This is a genomic window from Micromonospora sp. BRA006-A, assembly GCF_033433935.1.
GTDB classification, from domain to species: Bacteria; Actinomycetota; Actinomycetes; order Mycobacteriales; family Micromonosporaceae; genus Micromonospora; species Micromonospora aurantiaca.
In genome coordinates this window covers 4,229,026-4,248,429 of record NZ_JANCLW010000001.1, presented here as the reverse complement: position 1 = coordinate 4,248,429, position 19,404 = coordinate 4,229,026, and the positions used below count along the sequence as shown (strand labels likewise).

General features: G+C 74.3%; 1 protein-coding gene. It reads right to left on the bottom strand.

Annotated elements, in window-relative coordinates; translation table 11 throughout:
• Positions 1–22: 22 nt before the first annotated feature.
• The gene (locus NMK34_RS19160; protein ID WP_318334599.1) at positions 23–19,396 is read right to left on the bottom strand and encodes a DUF6531 domain-containing protein; all 19,374 of its coding nucleotides are present in this window, start codon (positions 19,394–19,396) and stop codon (positions 23–25) included.
• Positions 19,397–19,404: the final 8 nt, after the last annotated feature.

Genomic DNA, 19,404 nt, shown 5'->3' with positions numbered 1-19,404 from the left:
GACGGCCGGGGCGGGCGGCGGCTCACCGCCGGGGGACCGGAGCGGGGCGCGGTTCCGGCAGGGAACCGCCGGACGAGGTGGACACCGCCGCGTCGTACGGGAAGCGCGTCACCGACTCGCCGGTGCGCCGTTCCACCACCCGGCCGAGCAGGTCGTACGTGTAGTGCGTGACCTCGCCGGCCGCGTCGGTGTGCTCGACGAGCTGCCCGGCGGCGTCGTAGACGTACCGCTGGGTGCGGCCGTCGAAGTCGGTCTCGGACACCATCCGGCCGTTCGGGTCGTACGTGTAGGTCCACGTCGCGCCCGCCGGATCGGTGACACGGACCAGCCGCAGCTCGGTGTCGTACGCGTACTCGGTGCGGTTGCCCTCGTCGTCGATCTCGGCCGTCACCAGGTCGAACGCGCCGTACTCACGGATCGTCCGGCGGCCGGTGGCGTCGACCCACTCGACCAGGTTGCCCTCGCCGTCGTAGCGGAACTCCTCGACCGAGCCGTCCGGGTTCTCCCGCCAGGCCAGGTCACCCTCCAGCGTCCAGCCGAACTCGGTGAGACCGGTGTCGTCCTGGATGCTGAACAGGCGGCCGAGCGCGTCGTAGGTGTACTCCGTCTCGCCCTGACCGGTGCTCACCGCGGTGATCTGCCGGGCCGTGTTGTGCACGACGGCGGTCGGGCCGACGTGGGTGGTCGTGCCCCGCCCGTCGGCGGCCGGCTGCTCGTACCGGACCACCTCACCGGAGGCGTCCACCTCGGCGATCAGCAGGCCGTCCGGGCCGAACTGGCGGTTGCGGGTGCTGCCGTCGAAGTCGGTCCAGGACACCGCGCGACCGAGTTCGTCGTACGTGGTGACGGACCGGCTGCCGTCCGGCCGGACGACCGCGACCAGCCGCCCGAGCGCGTCGTACTCGCTGGTGGTGCTGCGGCCCAGCGGGTCGGTCGTGGACCGCAGGCGGTACGCCTCGTCCCAGACGTTGCGCGTGGTAGCGCCGAGCGCGTCGGTCTCCGCGACCACCTGGAAGCGGTCGTTGAGGTCGTAGACGCGCACCGCGCCGAGCGAGTCGGTCACCACCGTGCGGCCCGGCCGGTAGTCGAACCGGTAGCGCAGGTAGCCGCCCTTGCCGTCGGTGGCCACGCACCGGCCGGCCTCGTCGTAGGTGTACGTGTACCACTCGCCGTTGCGGTCCTCCCAGCGCACCAGCCGCCCGTCGGCGTACGTGAAGCGCTCGGGGTCGCCCGAGGAGTTCGTCACCTCGATCAGGTTGAGGTCGGCGTCGTAGCCGAACTGCGACGCCGCCATCAGGTCACCGGCCGCGTTCGGCAGGGAGACCATCGTGACCAGCCCGGCGGACGAGGTGAACGCGATGGTGGCGCCGGTGGACGACAGCAGCTGCGTCGGCGTACCCCGGCGGTCGCGCTGGATCGTCCAGCTGACGCCGCCGTCGGTGACGTCGGTGAGCAGCGACTCGGTGTCCGACGCCGCGGCGAACAGCAGGCTGCGGCCGGACGTCGGATCGGACAGCAGCCACCCGCCGCCCACCAGCCGGCGCAACGGCAGCGTCCGGCCGGTCTCCGGCTGCGCCACCTCGCCCTCGGCGGGAAGCGGATACGTGAGCAGCGAACCGTCGGCGGCCAGGTACCGGACCTGCTCGCCGTCGACGATGATCCGCTGGTCCAGCGTGGAGGCCCAGGCCCGGCCGAACGACCGGCCCCACCGGTAGTCGGAGCGGTACGTCCGCTCCAGCGTGAGCCCCGGCACGACCGCGTCGGTGTGGGTGAGGATCATCCGGCCGGTGGTGACATCGATCGGGTCACCCACGGTCGGCGTCTCCGCGGTGGTCTTCGCCACCGCCTCCGGCGCCACACCGGCGAACGTCTCCGTGGTCGGCGAGAAGTCCGCCATGTCGACGTCGCTGTCACCGTCGCGGACGGAGGCCATGTCGACGTCGGAGTCGGCGTCGCGGACGGAGGCCATGTCCACGTCGGAGTCGCTGTCGCGGACCGAGGCCATGTCGACGTCGCTGGACGGGCCGGGCACCGGGTCGCTGGTCCGAATCAGGACGACGGAACCGTCCGGTCCGATCTGCGGCAGCGTCGCCAGACCGGGCACCTGCGAGTCCTCGAACGTCACCCGGCCCCGCGCGTCCTTCGACACGTTCACCACATGGCCGACGGTGCCGGGACCGCCCGTGCGGAAGCCGACGATGCCGTTGGTGCCGTTCGGCATGGCGCCGAGCGCGTCCACCAGCCCCTGAAGGGTGCCGACCTCCTCGGTGGTGCGCCCCGGGTACTGCTTCTGGAGGTCGCTCAGCTCCCTCGGCTGCGTCTGCGACGGGATCTGGGTGATCAGCCCGGACTGCTTGTAGCTGTCGACCGCCATCGTGAGCGTGATGCAGTCGTTCTGGTTGCCGGCGTCGCGGGACTGGTGGATCTGCCGCAGGTGCCGCCGGTCCACGTCGTTGAGCGTGTCCAGGTCGGCTGCCGTGTTGGCCGTGCCCCCGTGCGAGTTCGCCGCCATGATCTGCAACGTCGACCCGTTGCTCAACGGGACGTCCCGGGACAGCGCGTCCCGGAAGGTGTCGAGGATCCGGTTCTGTGCCTGCGGGTCGCCCTGCGCCGCTGCCAGCTGCTCGGCCAGCGGCGTCGTGGTGTCCGCCTGCGTCGCGGCGGAGGCGGTGCCGATGCTGACCGGGCCGGTCTGCTGCCCCTGGAAGCCGTACTCCTGGCGACGGCCCCGCCGGTGGCTGCTGCCACTGGGACGGCTCCGGTCCCGCGGGCTGCGCGACCGGTCGCTGCGGTCGCGGCTGCCGCTCGGCTCGCCGTCGACCGCGAACGCGTGCGTCGTGGTCCGCTGCGGCCTGCGTGTACCGGTGATCAGCTCATCGGGCCGGGGCCGCTGCGACGGCGGAACGTAGTCCTCCTCGCTGGCATAGCCACGACGGGCGGGGCCGTACCAGTGACCGACGTTCCCCCAGTAGTGCCGTGCGCGTTCGCTCCTCGCCAGTGAGTGGATCTCCTGGAGCGCGTTCGCCGCCTCGTGACGCTCCTGGGCGTAGCCACGGGCCTGCTCCGCGAAGGTGACCACGGTGGCGAACTCCCGGCCGGCGGCGCTGGTGATGGAGTCCAGCGCCGTGAACCCGCGGAGGTAGTTCGCGATCTGGCCGGCCGTCCGGCGACCGCCGTCTGCCTCCGCGCCGATCCGGTCGCCGAGGCCGGTCCCGTCCGCGTTGTTGTACGGGCGGTTGCCGACCATCGGCTCGTTGAAGTGACCGTCCCGGTTGCTGCGCGGCCCGGTACGCGGGCGGTGCCCGGTGCTCGCGTACAGGTCGGAACGGATGCTCTGGTAGCTCTGGTACGCCGTCGAGGACGTGTCGGCCAGCGTCGCCTGCGAGGCGAAACCGACAGTGTCGAACCAGGCCTGGGCCTGCGCGGTGACCTGCCCGACCGGTGTGCTCAGCGGCGGCGGCGACGGGGTGTCGCGCTCCACGTACTCGTAGGTGACGGTGCCGTCGGGGTTGCGCCTGGCCTCCCGTACCCAGGTCGGCATGCCGTAGAGCGCGCTCGGCGGCGGCGGTGCCGCGTTCGCAGGCAGGCTGCTGGGCGTCTGGTCGGACGGCGCGGCGAGCGCCGGCTCCACCGCGGCCAGCGGGTGCGGCGTGGTCGGAGCCGGCGTGCAACTGGTCAGGCCCAGCGGGTCGGCCACGGTCAGCGGGTCGCTCACGTACGCGGTCGGGTTCGGCCCGCCGGACAGGCCCAGCGGATCCGGGCTGACGTACCGGCCGGTGGCCGGGTCGTAGTAGCGGAACCGGTTGTAGTGCAGGCCGGTCTCGGCGTCGACGTACTGGCCGGGGAAGGCCAGCGGCGTCGCCGTGCGGTCCGCGCCACGCCCCCACAGGTCACCCCGCGACCACCAGCGCAGCCCGCCGCCCGGCTCGACCAGGTGGGTCGGGGTGCCGATGCTGTCGGTGATCACCGCCCGGAGCGTGCCGTCGTCGGTCTGCGCCACCGGCACCGGCGCGTCCGGGCGGTAGTCCCACGTGGTCGTGGTGGTGGCGCCGGCGGCGTCGCGGTGCGTCTGCTCCAGCATCAGGTCACCGGACCAGGCGAAGGACACCTCCTCCAGCACCCGGTCGCCGTCGCCGAGGCGCTGCTTGGCGATGCGCCGGCCGAAGCCGTCGTAGCGGTAACGCCAGCGGTCACCGCCGGGCGTGACGGCCAGGACCATCCGGTCCTCGGCGTCCCACTCGAAGCGCCACGCGCCCGCGTCGTCGACCCGGCCGGTGAGGCGGCCCTTCGCGTCGTAGGAGAACGTCGCGTCGTCGGAGCGCACGAGCATGGTGCCGGTGAACTCCCAGCGCCCGCCACCGGCGCCGACCAGGCTGCCGGCCTCGTCGTAGTCGTACCGCTGCGGGACGTCGCCGTCGACGGCCCGGATGCGGCCGGTGTCGTCGGCGGCGAAGGACTGGTCACCGGCGAGTGAGTCGGCGATCGCGGTGACCCGGTCGGCGGCGTCGTAGGTGTAGCGGCGCTCGGCGGCGTCGGCGATGTGCTGCCCGATGAGCCGCCCGGCCGCGTCGAAGGTCTGCCGCAGCGCGACCAGGCCGCCGACGGTCCGGCCGATCTCCCGGCCGGCGTCGTCGTGGGTGAAGCCGAGCAGGTGCTCCCCGGCGGTCAGGCTCTCCGGGCGGCCGGCGGCGTCGAACGCCCACCGGCTCGACCGGCCCGACGGCGTGGTGCGCGCCTCGACCGCGCCGGAGGCGGTGTACGAGGTGCGCACCGTCCGGCCGTTGATCGTCTCGGACAGCACCCGGCCCTCGGCGTCACGGGTGAACCGCACCTGCGCGTCCGGGCTGAGTACGGCTGCCACGTGGCCGTCGGCGTCGTACTCGACGCGGGTGACGGCGTCGCCCGCCCGGCGTTCGACGACCCGGCCCCGCGCGTCCCAGCGGTAGCGGGTGACGGTGCCGGCGGCGTCGGTGTGCGCGATCAGCCGGCCCGCCTCGTCGTGCTCGTAGCGCTGGGTACGGCCGTCGAAGTCGGTCTGCCCGCACAGGCGGCCGGCCGCGTCGTACTCGTAGCGCCACGTCCGGCCCGCCGGATTCGTCACCCCGACGAGCCGTAGTTCCGTGTCGTACGTGAACTCGGTGCGGTTCCCCGCCTGATCCACCCGTGCCGTGGGCAGATCGAAGGGGCCGTACTCGAAGCTCACCGCCCTTCCTGATGCGTCGATGACGTCCACCAGATTCCCTTCACCGTCGTAGAACCACCGTTGCGTGGAGCCGTCCGGGCGGACCCGCCACGCGAGATCCCCCTCGGCGGTCCAGCCGTACGTCGTGACCGCGCCGTCCGGCGCCCGGGTCGCCCGGACCCGTCCGAGCGCGTCGAACTCGATGTCGTCCGCGTGTGCGGGCGGGCGCGGCGGGACCGGGTGGGTCGAGCCGTCCGGGAGCGTGAGCGTGCGCGCGTCGTGGTCGAACCGGGTGACGCGACCGAGCGGGTCGGTGCGCGACAGCAGCCGGTGCGCCGCGTCCCACTCCTGCCGGACCGTGGCGCCCAGCGGGTCGACGATCGCGGTGACCAGGTGGCGCTCGTCGAACTCGTACCGGGTCACCCGGCCCAGCGAGTTCGTCACGTGCGTGACGCCGTCGTCGTAGCGCAGGGAGTAGCGCAGGACGTCACCGCCGCCGCCGGCCCGGACGCAGCGGCCCGCCTCGTCGTAGTCGTAGCCGAACCACTCGCCGTTGCGGTCCTGCCAGCGCACGAGCCGGCCCGCGTCGTCGTAGCGCAGCCGCGTCCCGTGTCCGGAGGAGTTACGCACCTCGACCAGGTGTCGCCGCTCGTCGTAGCCGAAGGAGGGAAGGTGGACGGTGCCGTCGTCGGCGCGGACGTGCGCGCCGATCACCAGGCCGCCGGCCAGGTGCGGCACCACGACGAGGCCGGACGCGGAGACCAGCAGGTCGGGCGTGCCGTCGGCGGAGCGTTCGATCCGCCACCCGGTGCGGTCAGTGACCACGTCGGTGAGCCAGGAGTCGCCGTGCGCGTCGGCGGGCGCGAACAGCAGCGAGCGGCCCGGCTCGGTGAGCAGCCAGCCGCCGCCGGCCAGCCGGCGCAGCGGCCCGCCCGGTCCGGCGACCGGCAGCGCCTCGTCGCCCTCGGCCGGCATGGGGTACGTGTGGATCGAGCCGTCGGCGGCCAGGAACCGCGCGTACGTGTCGTCGGTGACGACGCGCTGGTCCAGCGTGGAGGCCCAGGTGGGGCCGAAGCAGCGGCCCCACCGGTAGTCGGAGCGGTGGGTCCGTTCCAGGGTGAGGCCCGGCAGCCGGGCGTCGACCTCGGTGTAGAGGACCCGGCCGGTGGTGACGTCGACCGGGTCGCCGACCACGGGCGCCTGTGCGGTGGGCGTCGCCACCTCGGCGGCGGGCACGTCCACCGGCGGGGCGGGTGCCGGTGGTGGCGGGGCCACCTCGGCCTCGTGCGCACGGTAGGCGTCCCACCAGGTGTTCTCGGCGTCCGTCAGGGCCCGCTCGGCGGCGGCGACGGCGTCCGGGTCCGCGTCGGTCCGGGACGTCAGCCCGTCCAGGCGGGCCGCCGCGGCGGACAGCTTCTTCGCCGCGCCGGCGACGGCGAGCGCCGACGTGCGCAGCCCCGGGGGAAGGTCCCGGCCGGTGACGTCCCGGGCCGCCGCCTCGTCCAGCCGGACCACGAAGCCGCCGGGCACCCGGACCTCCGTGCCGGCCCGGTGCCTGCCGGCCGCGTCGCGGGACCGCGCGACGAAACGGAACTCGACGTCGTACTCGACCGCCGCGGTGAGCTTGTCGTCCGGGTCGGTGCGCCGGGCCGGCTTGCCGGTGGTGCCGGCCGATACCTTGCCCTCGTCCTTCACCTGGGCGCCCGGGTCGGTCCGGTAGAGCTGCTGCTCGACCAGCGTGGCCGCGTTGACGGCGGCGAACTCCTGCCGCTCGCCCACAGTGCTCGCGCCGCCCGGGTGGCCGACGCCGCCGACGACGAGCGGCCCGGCCGTCTTCAGCGCGAACGAGCGGCCGGCGGTCTGCTCGTACTCGGTGTCCGCGGCGCGTTTCGCCGAGCCGCCGATCTTCACCGTGGCGTCCGCGCGCAGGAGCTTCGGGCGGGCCACCAGGCGGGCGTCGAGGAACAGGTCGCGGCCCAGCCCGGCCGGCATCGGCAGCGGGTACGCGCCGTTCAGCATCGCCGGCAGCGCCTTGACCCGGCTCACCGTCAGGGTGTCGCGCAGGGCCGCGTCGACGTCCCGGCCGGGTGCGGCGCCGGAGGCGACGAGCGCCTGCCGGGCCGCGTCGTGCAGGTCGGACAGGTCGACGAGGACGTCCTCGACGGCGAACCGGCCCGGCTCGGGCAGCCGGTCGAACCCGGCCTCCTCACGCCATCGCCGCCGGCCCTCGTCGGTGGTCTGCCCGGCGGGAACCGGTGTGACCGGGCCGGATGTGGCCAGTTCCCGGCCCTCGGTCGCCGAGTACGTGGTGACGTCGTGGACCGCGTGGACCGACACGCCGCCCTCGGGCAGCCCTCTGCCGGTGACGGTGACGGTGAGTCGGACCGGCCCGCGGTACGTGGCCACCGGGCCGGAGACGGTCAGCGACTGCTCGTACGTGCGGGCGGTGCGCTCGATCGCCTTGGTGGCCCGGTTGCCGAGGGCGGCGGTGCCGGTGAGGCCGGCGGCGACGGTGCCGGAGGCCGGGCCGTGCCCGGTGGTGCGGGTGGCGTCGCCCTGGACCCGGTCGGTCTCGGTGCCCTGCGCCCGCCCGGTCAGCGTGACCTGCGCCGCCGTCTGCGAGGTGGTGCGGGTCTGCGCCTCGCCGACCACAGCGCGGTCGGTGACGGACAGCTCGTCGACCAGGTCGATGCCGGTGAAGCCCGGCTCTCCCGTGGGCTCGGCGGTGAGCGTGACGTGGTACGTGGCGCCCCGGAACCGCCGCTCCAGCCGTACCGTCTCGCTCCGGCCGCCGTTGAGGGCGTCGGCCAGGTGCAGGTGGGCGGCGCCGAGGAAACCGGTGCTGCCGAGCCCTCGGATCGGGTCGTCCGGGCCGCGGTCCCGGGTGGGCGGCAGGATCGCCTGGGCGAGTTCCTCGCTCGACTCGCGGGCCAGGGCACGCCGCAGGTGCGGGATGCGGTCGGTGAGGTCGAGGTGGGTGGTGACGCCGCCGATGCCGAGGGACCGTGCCGGTCCGGGCCGGAACTCCGGTTGTGCCGCGTGGGCCGGTGTGCCGGGGCCGTCCGCGTCCTCGTTCCGCCGCTGCTGCGCCTCGCGTACGAGGTCGCGTTCCCGCTGCTGGTGCTCGGCCTGCTCGGCGCGCTCCTGATCCTGCTTCGCCAGCAGCGCGGCCGTGTCCGCTTCGTGCTTCGCGGCCAGCTCCTCGCGTTCCTGCCGCTGGGCGGGGCCGGCGTCCGGGTGGGCGTGCTGCCGCCGCAGCAGGTTCGCCAGTTCCGTGGCCTGTTCGCGCCTGAGCCGGGCGACCTGTTCGCGCTGGCCGGCGCGGAGCGTCTCGGCGTTCTCGGCGTGCCGCAGGTGCAGCCGCACGTCGGCGGTGCCGTGCCGGCGGACGCGGTCGCGGTCCTGGAGTCGCTTCAGCTCCGCCGGGGTCATCCGCATGACGACCGCGCCGGGCAGGGTGAGCCGCCGGCCGGCCCGCCGGGCCGGTGTGCCGGGCCAGCGGCCCAGCGGACGCAGGTTGCTGTCGTGGCGGGCCTCGGCGACCACCTCGGCCTCGACGTCCACCCGTACCAGCAGCTCACGTTCGGCCCGGCCACCGCCGAGGCGCAGCTTGGAGACCCCGGAGGCGCTGCGCTCGCTGATCCGGCCCCACGCCCGCCGCCAGGGCGTGACGGACAGGATGACCGCGCCGCCGGGCCGGCCGGTGCTGCCGCCGTGGTCGGCGACCGGCCCGCTGACCGATGCGACGCCGGTGGCGGAGACGCTCAGCTCGACCGCGCGTGCGTGAGTGGTCTTGCGGGCGGTGCCGCTGGCGAAGGTCCGCTTGACGCGGGCGAACTCGGCGCCGTCGAGCACCGCCGGGTTGGTCGGGCGCAGCCGTACCCGCACGTCGGCGCGGGCGTCGGCGGCCCGCCGGCCGTGCCACAGGTTGCTCAGCGCCAGCGGGCGGCTGAACAGCTCGGCGTCACCGGTGAGGCGCTCCGGTGACAGCTCGTCGGCGATCACCGTGGAGATCAGGCCGTCCTCGGCCGCGTAGATGTCGTCCCGGGCGGCCTCGCGCAGCGTCTCGACCACCGCCTCCTGCAACCGGTCGGCGCCGACGAACGACTCCACCCGGCGTCCGTCGAGGTCGTGCGGCCCGCCGGTCATCCGGCTCAGCGGCGGCGGGTACGCCATGGTCTCCACGTCGCGGGGGACCGGGCTGGGCTCGGCGTCCGGGCGCTGCCGGGAGACGCGCGCCTCCGGCACGAGCATGCGCACGTCGAGGCGGTCCGTCCGGGGCCGCGTCTCGGACGCGGCGACGACGGCGGGCACACCCCGGCCGTACGCCCCGAACGACAGCTGCCGTCCCGCCTGGTTGACCTGGACGGTGGACCGGGTGCTCACGGTGAGGTCGAGGGTGGCGGCGAACTCGCGCAGCCGTACCTCAGCCGGTTTGCCGTCGTCGTCGAGCGCCGGTCCGTGGTCGCTCTCGGTGGACTGCCCGCCGGTGACGGCGCTCTCGTCGGTGGTGCCCCAGGTGAAAGCGGCGCGCGGCCCGCCGAGCAGCGTCGACGCGGCCTGGCCGAGCGGGCCCAGGACACGGGGCTCCAGGCTCAGCTCGGCCGACCGGCTGTCGTCGCGGGCGCTGGTCACCGTGGACCTGGCGGTCCGCTTGTCGGCGGTGCCGACCTTGTCGTGGCCGAGCAGGTCGCCGTCGGACACGTCGCGGAGGCTGCCCTGGACGGTCACCACCGTGACGTGGTCGTGGAACGTGCCGGTGCGGATCAGCGGGATCTTCAGCCCTGGGCCGACGATCCGGTCCGCCAGGTGGCGCAACTGGTCGGGGGAGAGCTGCGTGCGCAGGTCCGTGGCCCGGCTCAGTGCCGCCTGGAGCTCGGGGGTCAGCCCGTCGGCGAGTTGCGCGTCGCCGAAGTGCCGCAGCATCTCGTCGCGGGTGGCCAGGCGGAACCGGTCGTGGCCGGGCACCGACCGCACCGCCTCGGCGACCGTCTCGTACAGGCCCCGGTCGCCGACCCGGGTCAGGTACGCGCCGCCGAACGACTCGCCCCGCTCGATGCGCGCCGGTGCGAAGTGGGTCCGGGCGGTGCCGTGCCGTCCGCGCCACTCCCGTCCGTCGGGGTCGAGGGCGGTGCCGGGCAGCCGGTCGCCGGTGGTCCACTGGAGCGCGTCGACGGAACCGGACAGCATCCGCGGCGCGCGGCCCAGGACGCGCACCTGGACGCCGTACTCGACCCGGTAGCGGACGCCCGGCGCGGTGCCGGTCACCGTCTGTCTGCCGCCGGTCCGCTCGGCGACCGTCCGGGTGGCGCCACGCTCCCGGCCGCCGCCGATCCGTGGCCCGACGATCAGGCTCAGCGGCGCGGTGTCCACACCCGCGCCGGCGAGACCCCACAGACCGAACGGCCGCTTGGTGGCGGCGGCACTCGTGCTCTCGGCGGCGAGCGCGGACGTGCCGACGTGCGTGAGCCCGTCGACCCGCTCCACCTCCTCGACGCGCCGGGCGACGAGGCGGACCTCGACCTGCCGGGCGCGGCCCGGGAGGAACCGCCGCCAGCCGCTGCGCGCGGCGCGCGGCAGCGAACCCGACCGCACCCAGCCGTCGTGGACGTTCGCCGGGTCGGTGACCACCATCGCCGGCAGGCTGCCGGAGAACGCCGCGTCGCTGAGCAGCTTCTGCATCACCGGGCGGCCGGGCGCGCCGATCCGCACGAGGTCGGCCATGCCGTCCTCGGCGAGGATCGCCTCCACCTGGTCGAAGAACGTGGCGCCCGGATCGGCCGGCCGGCTCCGGACGCTCTCCACCCCGAACCGGTCCGGCAGCGGTGCGCCGAGCGCACGGTCCGCGGCGGCCGGCGCTGTCGCGTCCGCCGTCCGCAACCCCGTGTGTACGGCGAGAGCGACGGTGCCCGACGTCTCGACCGGGTCGACGGCGGGACGGCCGGGCCGCACGAGCCTGGCGACGAACCGGATCGGCACCGTCACCTCGGTCAGCCCGGTGACCTTGACCGTGGTGGTGGACGTGTAGGTGTCCTTGTGGTCGGCGGAGTGCTCGGTGACCGGCGCGGCCGGCAGCGAGCCGCCGACGCCGACGACGACACCGGGCATCGCGGTGACTGTCACCTTCGGCTCGACCCGCCGGTCCCGGTTGTGGCGCAGCTTGTGGGTGAGGTTCTCCCGATTCTTCGCGGTGACCTTGCGCGGGTCGTCGTGGGCCCGGTCCACTGTGAGCGCGTCCCAGTCGAGGACGGCGGTTACCCGCAGCTCCGCCGGGCGCCCGCCGATCGTCACCGGGTACGGGCGGCCCTCGCCGAGGAACTGGTCCACGTCGTCGCGGCTGTCCGCCTCCACGGTGGCGACCACGTCGTCGGACAGGCCGGGGTCGAGGGTCCGCAGCGCCGCGCCGAGCGCCGCGTTCTCGGTGGCGCGCAGCTGTTCGGCGAGGCCGAGGGTGCGGCTGTCCCGCAGGTACGACGGCAGGCCCCGGCGTACCGCGTCGGGCGACGGCAGTGCCGTGGTGGTCTCGGTGGCCGACGAGGTGGCCGGGCTGTCGGTCGGCGGGCTCGCCGGATCGTCGGGCGTGCCGGGGCCGTCGTCGCCGTCGTCGTCGCCGAACAGGTCGAAGCCGCCGGAGTCGCTGCCGCCGTCGGAGTCGTCGTCGGTGTCGCTCGTCGAGGTCGTCGACGCCGGCACGTGGGGCGCGTAGGTGACGTGGCCCGCCGGGTCGATCGTGCGGACCAGTGCCAGCCGGCCCCGCGGCCGGGCGCCGGTCACCGGGTAGTCGCGCGGCGTCCCGGCCGGGTCGTCGTACACGACGAGGTGGACCTGGGTGCCGCGGGCGGCGGCGAACTCGACCACGTCGTGCGCGTGGGCGATGCGCTGCCGTTCGGCGTCGTCGATCGGCGTCCGGCGGCGTTGCTCCCCGGGGTCGGGGGCGAGTACGGCCCGGACGAAGTGGCCGTTGTCGTACGGGTTGCGCTGCCGCATCTCCGCGGCGACGTCGAGACTCATCGTGTCCCGGCCGGCGTGCAGGGTGCTCGTCCGCAGGGCGTCCGCGTCGCTCCCGGGCAGGCCGCCGGCGATCGCGTCGTAGAGGGAGCCCGGTTGCCGGCCGAGCCCGCCACGGTCGGCGATGGCGGTGGCGGCGGCGAACTCCTGCTGGATGGTTCCGGCGTCGTTCGACGTCGCGACGAGGTGCGCGGCGACGAGGCGCTGGCTGTCCGGCAGGCCGACGGTCCGGGCCGGCCGCGCCGGGTCCAGGTCGGGGTCGACCGCGGGCGGGACGTCCGGCGCCGTGGTGGTGCCCGGCGCCGGCAGCGAGACGGCGGTGACGTACCTGTTGTGTGGTTGGGCGCCGAGCTGCCGCAGTTGCTGCGGCGTGAGCGTCTCCTGCCACGTCCACGACGGGCCGGGCACCAGGTCGGTGGGCGCGGCGAACGGCTTCGGGGCGGCGACTGCGGGCTTGCGCAGTTCGGCCCGGTACTCCTTGAAGCCGGTGCCCTCGGTGTAGAACAGCTGCCGGTTGACGTTCGTCGGCACGGCGTGCGACTGCGGCAGGAAGTTGCCGACGGCGAAGTCGGCCGCGAGCCGGGACAGGTCGGTGGGCGTGGCGGCGCCCACGAAGTCCGTCATGAAGGCCAGGTCGCGGTCGGGATGCCTGTTGTTCTGCGAGTCGACCTGGACGTCGACGGTGAGGACGTCCGCCGGCAGGCCGGCCGGCGTCGCCGCGCCGTGGGCGACGGCCAGCTCCTCGCCGTACGCCTGGTGCAGGCTCTCGGCCAGCAGGAGGAACTCCGCGCCCGCCTCACCGAACCGGACCTCGGGCCGCCCCAGGGTGAGCAGGCCGTCGACGAACAGGTTCGGCTCCGGCGAGTACGGCAGCATCGGGTGGACGGTGGCCTGCCGGTCCCGGGACCGCATGTCCTCGTCCACGGCGGTGGTGAAGTCCCGGACGAAGGCGTCCCGACCGGATTGCGTGTCGAGCTTGGCGAGGCCGTTGCGCACGGCGGCCAGCTTCTGCTGCTCGGTCGTGCGTTCGCTGCCCGCGGGGAGAGCGGCGATCCTCGCCTGGTGGTCGCGTGCGCGTCGTTCCAGCCGCTCCCGGGTACGCCGGATCAGCTCCTCGGTGTCGCCGACACGGTAGCCCCCGGAGATCATCAACGGGCGGGCCGGTGGCTCGTCCTGCGGTCCGGCCGACTCCGGGTCGAAACGGGTCCGGCGGTCGATGCGGTCGAACACGTGGGTGCCGTCGGCCGTCGTCCGGGCACCCCTGTCGAAGTCCTGGATCGACACGTACGGGTAGCGCCGGGCCTCGCCGTCCGGGCCGCCCTGCGCGAGGCCCTGGATCGCCGCCACCGTGTCGGGGTCACGGAGAACCTGGTTGCGGGTGCGGCCGTACGGGAACTTGTCGTTCTTCGTCCCGACCGCGTAGCCGTTGACCGCCACCGGCACGTCGAGGCTCTCGGCGAGCCGGGCGGCCCGGGCGACCGCGTCCCGGAAGGCGAGGTCGGGCACCTCGGCGGTGGTGTTGACGCCGAAGACGAACGCGACTGTGGTGCCCGGGGCGAGTCCCTCGGTGATCGCGCGGACCACCTCGGGGATCTGGTCGACGTCGTCGGCGGGCAGCATCGAGTTGACGACGAACCCGATGGGCGCGCCGCCGTCCTTGAGGTCGGCCGTCTCCTGCCGGTAGTTGCCCGGACCGATGTGGCGGGTGTGCCGGGTCAGCTCGTCGAACCGCGCGTTGCGGCCGCCGGGCACCCGTACCGGCTGGAAGCGGACCGGCGCCGCCCGGGGCGGCAGCCCGCCACGGTCGGGCGAGAGCACGTCGCGTTGCTGACCGGCGATCCGGTGGACGTTGCGCGCCAGCAGCCGTGGATCGTTGCCGGGCTGCCGCGTGGTGGTCGCCATCAGCGAGTCGTCGCCCTTGACGAAGGTGCCGTCCAGGGCGCGGTCCGCCACCGAGTACTCGTCGCGCAGCCCGAGGAAGTGCCCGATCTCGTGCGCGAGGTCGAGGTCGGAGGAGTGCGTCGACCAGGTGGTCTGGGTGGTCGGTGCCGGGGTGCCGTGCAGCGCCACGACGGCGTGCGCCTCGCTCGGCCGGGTCACGAACTCCACTGTGACGTTGAGCTGATCGGCACCGATCCGGAAGCCCCGGTTGTAGATCGCGTCGACCGCGTCGCGTACCCGGGTCTCCACGTCCGGCCGGGCATCCGCCGCCGTGTCGTCCCGGGCGTCCAGGAAGACCTTGACCGTGAAGTCCTGCACGTTGCGGTCGCCGAGGTCCAGCACCCGATGGTCGTACGCGATGCGGTTGTCCACCGCGTCGAGGCGCAGGCGGGGCCGGTCGCCCGCCGGAACGGTCAGGCCGGCCTGCTCGTACGAGCGCGCGACCACGTCGGGCACGCGGGTGTCGGGATGGAGCCCACGGTCGATGACGTCGTACGCGCTGGTGTTCGCGATCCGCCGTGGCGCGGTGTCGTGCTGCTCGGCGCGCGCCTGGGCGATCTCGTCGCGGGTCTTGGGCGTGGGGAACCGGTCCGGCAGGACTCCCGGGACGCGCAGGGTGTCGTCGGCCGGGGGAGCGGCCGGCGCGGCGTCGGTGCGCGGGCGGGCGTCCGGGTCCAGCGGCAGGCCGGTGACCGTGGCGAGGGCCTGGTCGACCTGGTCGGAGCCGGTCTGGCCGAGCGCGTCCCGCCACCCGTCGAAGTACGTGCGGACACCGCCGTCGTCGTCCTGGACGAAGTCCCGCACCGTGGCGGGATCGCCGCCGTTGCGCAGGTACTCCGACGCGTTCACGAGCAGGTCGTGGCCGCCCCGGGCGGAGTCGTTCCGGACCGACGCGGGCTCGTGATCCCACGGCCGGGTGTCACCCGCCGTCCCGGTCACCGAGAGCGTGGGCTTGCCCGCCGTGAGCGCCTCCTGCCAGGTGTTCGCGCCCTCGGTGACCACGAGCGTGGCGCGGTTCCGGAGCCCGGCCATCTGTTCAGGTGTGACGTGGGGCAGCGCGGCGACGTGGACGCCGGCATTGCTCGTGGCGAGGTCTCGCTTGTCGTTGCCGAGGACCAGGACGACGGTCGTCCGGCCGGGCCGGGCTGCGGCGGCCAGCCGGTCGACGACCTTCTGGTGCGGAGGCGTGTCGGGCGTGTCGCCGTAGTAGACGAGCACCACGTCGGTGGCGTCGTCGTCGACCACTGTCGCGAGGTCGTCGGCCCCGGGAATGCCGGTGGCGGTGATGACGTCCCGGGCGGGCGGCGGATCGGCGGGCGGCGGGCGGCGGTAGGCCGGTACCCCGGTCGAGGTCTCGTCGAGTTCCGCCTTGACCGTCCCGGTGGTGCTGCGGACCTGCCGGGGGAACTGGTCCCACAGGAACGGCTGGAGCGTGACGACGTCGTGGTCCCGGCCGCCGGCGGCGTCGCGCAGCGGACCGGCCCACGCCTGCTGGAACCACTCCTGCTTCTGCTCCGCGGTCCACTCCGAGCCGTCGTCGTTCTTCGGTACGTCGACGGCCGGCAGCACGGTCAGCACGTCGCCCTCGGGGAGCGGGCTGGTGGCGAGCTCGTCCATGCGCAGGCTCTGGGTGTTGCCCTGCGCGCGGATCGTCTTCTCGCGGATCTCCTCCTGCCGGCCCACCTCCCACGCCCTGGTCGTCGGCGCGCCGGGCCAGTCCCTCGTCTTCCACGCTTGCTCATTCGTGCCGGGCGGCCGCTGCGGTCGCATGACGACGTCCATCCCGCCGCGGTGGCCGGTCCACTCCCGGTGGAACAGGTCGTACGAGCCCGCCGGTGTCCCGAACTCCTCCTGCCGGCCGAGCTGCTCGGCGTAGTAGGGCGTCTTGTTGCCGGGATAGGTCAACACGACCGTGCCCCGGTAGCCGGTGGCGGCCAGCCCGTCGAGCATCGCGACCGTCGCGGCCTGGTGGCCCAGACCGGGCGACCCCTGGTCCACGATGTGCACGACGCCGTACTTCTCGTTCAGCCTCTGGCCGACGGGGGTGGGCGAGGGCCTCGGGTCGCGGTGCCGCAGCGTGGCGGGTGAGAGGTCCGTCGGGGTCAGGTCGACGGCCTGGGCCGTGGGACCGGCCGACGGCGGTGGCGGCATGCCCGGCGGTGGTGGCGGTGGCGGCATGCCCGTCATTCCGGGCGGTGGTGGCGGTGGTGGCGGGGCCGGGGCACGGGACGGGATCTGCGGGTTCGGACGCGGGTCCGGCGTCTGGTCGTGCGCCGTCTGCGGCGCCGGCAGGTCGCGTACCGGGCCGGCGGTCAGCGCGGCGTCGTGGATCGTCGCCAGATCCTGCGCGGTGAGATAGTCCGTCGGCCCGGTCGAGGTGGCCGCCTGCTGCGACGACGTCGGCAGCGTGCCGACCTCGAGGCCCATCACCCCGGGACGGTCGACTGTGGTGAACAGGTGCTCGGGGGCCTGGTGACCCTCCTTGGCCCCGAGGTAGTGCATCACCTCGTGCACCATCACCGACAGACGGTCCCCGGTGTTCCACAGGTGCTGGTCGGTGCTCACCCCGGTCTCCGAGGTCACCTCGACCGGCGGGTTGCGGCGTGGATCCGCCTGCCAGTCGCGGGTCATGCCGTCGCGCCACGGCGGCGTGTCGACGACCAGGTCGATGTGCAGCAGCCGGCCGTCGGGCAGCGTGTACCGGCCGTTGACCATGTCGTCGACGGTGCGCTGCACCGCCGCCGCGAAGTCCCGCAACTCCCGGGGGGACATCTGGTCGTTCTTCGAGACCAGATCCAGGTGTACGTCGAACGACCGGTAGTCCCTGCCGTCGGCGCTGAACTCCCGGGTGGTGAAGTCGATGGTCGTGATCTCGCCGCGCAGCAGGTGCGTGCCGGGGACGACGGTGTCCGTCCAGGGCACGTACCGCTCGGTGCGCAGCCGCTTCGGTTCCGCGCCCGCCTTGGCCTGCCGGAACTGCGGGCTCGGCTCGGACCGGGTGGGCGCGGAAGGGTCCGCGACGGCGAGCGGCGGCGCCTGCACGCTTCGCGAACCGTCCGGCGAGGGCTCGGCGATGTCGTCCCGCGCTGCCGTCGGTCCGTCCGGCGTCGGTGCGGTGCCGACGGCGCTCGTGTCCGTGGCGTGGTCCGCCACCGTGTCGCGGCCGGCGGTGTCCACCGAGGCGTCCGAGCGCACGTCGCCCGCTGTGGTGTCGGTAGCCGGGCCCGGTACCGCGACCGCCTGCTCCGTTGTGGAGGGCGTGCCGGCAACCGGATCGGTGGCCGGGGAGGCGACCACGGCCGGACCGTCGACCGCGACGCCGTCGACGGGCGCCAGTGGTGGCGGTGGTGCGGCCCCGGCGACGTCGCGTGGGGGAGCGGACGCCTGACCGCCGGTGGTCGAACCCGACGTCGGCGTACCGGTGGTCGGTGTGCTCGTGGTCGACGTGCCGGTGCTCGGTGCGGTGCCCGGCGTGGTGGTTGTCGGTGTGGCTGCGCTCGGTGTGCCTGCGCTCGGCGTGGCGGTGGACGGTGCGGGGCCGGACGGGACGGCCGCCGGGCCGGCAGTGGTGGCGGGCGAGGTCGCGGGTGCCGTGGCGTCGGCATCTGCCGTCTCACCGCTCGATGTCGGAGTGTCGAAACCGGGAAGTCCGCCACCGTAGGTCGCGGCGACGCCGGCGCCCGCTGCCGGGATGCCGGTCGCTGGCGTACCGGTGCCGGCGCTCGCCGGGTTGCCGCCCGGCGTAGCCGTGGTGTCGGCGCGCGGGGTCGTGGCCTCGCCGCCTGCGGCCGGGCCCGGCTCCGTGGCGACCCCGCCGACCCCACGCGGGTCGGCGCCGACGCCCGGACCGGCCGTGGCGGGCCCGCTCGGGGTCTGACCGTCTGCGCCGGTGGGGCCCGCGCTGCCGTTCGGTACGCCCGCTTGTGACCCGTCGCGGACCTGACCACCGGCGGCCTGACCATCCGGGGTTTGACCGCCGGGAGTCTGACCGCCCGGAGTCTGACCGCCCGAGGTCTGCCCACCCGCAGTTTGGCCGCCTGCGGTCTGACCGCCCGAGGTTTGAGCACCCGGGGTCTGACCGCCCGCCGTCTCGCCCCCGGGAGGCTGGCTGCCTGGTGCGGTGTTTCCGGCGCTGCCTTGGCCGGTGCCCGGGTTGCCCGGACCCTGGTCACCGGAGCCCTGATGCGCCGGGCCCTGATCCCCGGCACCGCCTCCGGCGGCCGGGCCGCCCGAGGGCTGCGGACCCGGGCCGCCGCCCTGACTTCCCGGGCCGGCGGACGAGCCGACGGGTGGCGGGACGGGTGGTCCGTCCACGGAGGTGGGCGGCGGCGTGGGGGCGGTGGTCGTGAGGTTCTTCGTCTCGATCGTCGGCGGTGGCGCACCGGCACCGGCGCCCGGGCCGTAGCTCTGGCCGACCACCGTGGCGTAGTGGTGGGCCATCCCGCCGATCATCGACGAGCTCATGGTGGCCCACGGGTTGAAGCCGCCGCCGCCGACCATCATGGTGAACAGGCCCTCGAACAGCGTCTCGGCGAGCGCCGACAGGCCCTCCCGTGACAGGACGCTGTTGTTGATCTTCGGGAAGAACTTGCCGCCGATCATCTGCACGCCGCTGACGCCCGCACCGATGAAGGCGCCACCGGCGAACGCCATCGCCAGATCCTTGTAGTCGAGGGACTTGCGGTTGCCCTCGATGATCTGCGTGACCTGGGCGGCGGCGCTCTGCCAGAGTTCCTCCAGGCCCTCCTGGAACGCCTCCCAGGCCAGCCGCATCAGCATGTTCCGCAGCCGCTGACGGAACAGGCTGATCAGCGCCCCGACGATCTCCTGACCGATCTTGATAAGGGCGGGCACCGCTGCCGCGCCGAAGCCGGAGGCCAACGCGATGGCGATCTCCACGACCTGGGTGAACGCCGCGATGACGATGTTGTACTGGGTGTTCTCCGAGTCCAGCGCGAAGTTGTAGGCCGAGCCGCCCAGCGCCAGCGCGATGTTGCCGCCGGCCGGCACGTTCTTGGTGATCCCGACCTGGTACTGCTGGAACGCGTCCATCGCCGGGCCGGACAGGCTTCCGGCCAGCCCGTAGCCGAGGTTGGCGGTGGCGCCCATCCCGTTGAGGATGGTGCTGCTGAGCGCGTACAGCTCGTCGCCCATGGCCCGCAGGGCGGCGGGGTCGGCCTTCGGGTACTCCTCGCCGACGGCGACGAGGATCAGGTCGTACGCCCACTGCCACTGCGGGTCGTTGGGGATGTGGAAGTCGGGCATGGCCTACC

Coding starts and splice junctions, on each gene's coding strand:
- NMK34_RS19160 (WP_318334599.1), bottom strand. CDS start 19,396: ATGCCCGACTTCCACATCCCCAACGACCCGCAGTGGCAGTGGGCGTAC.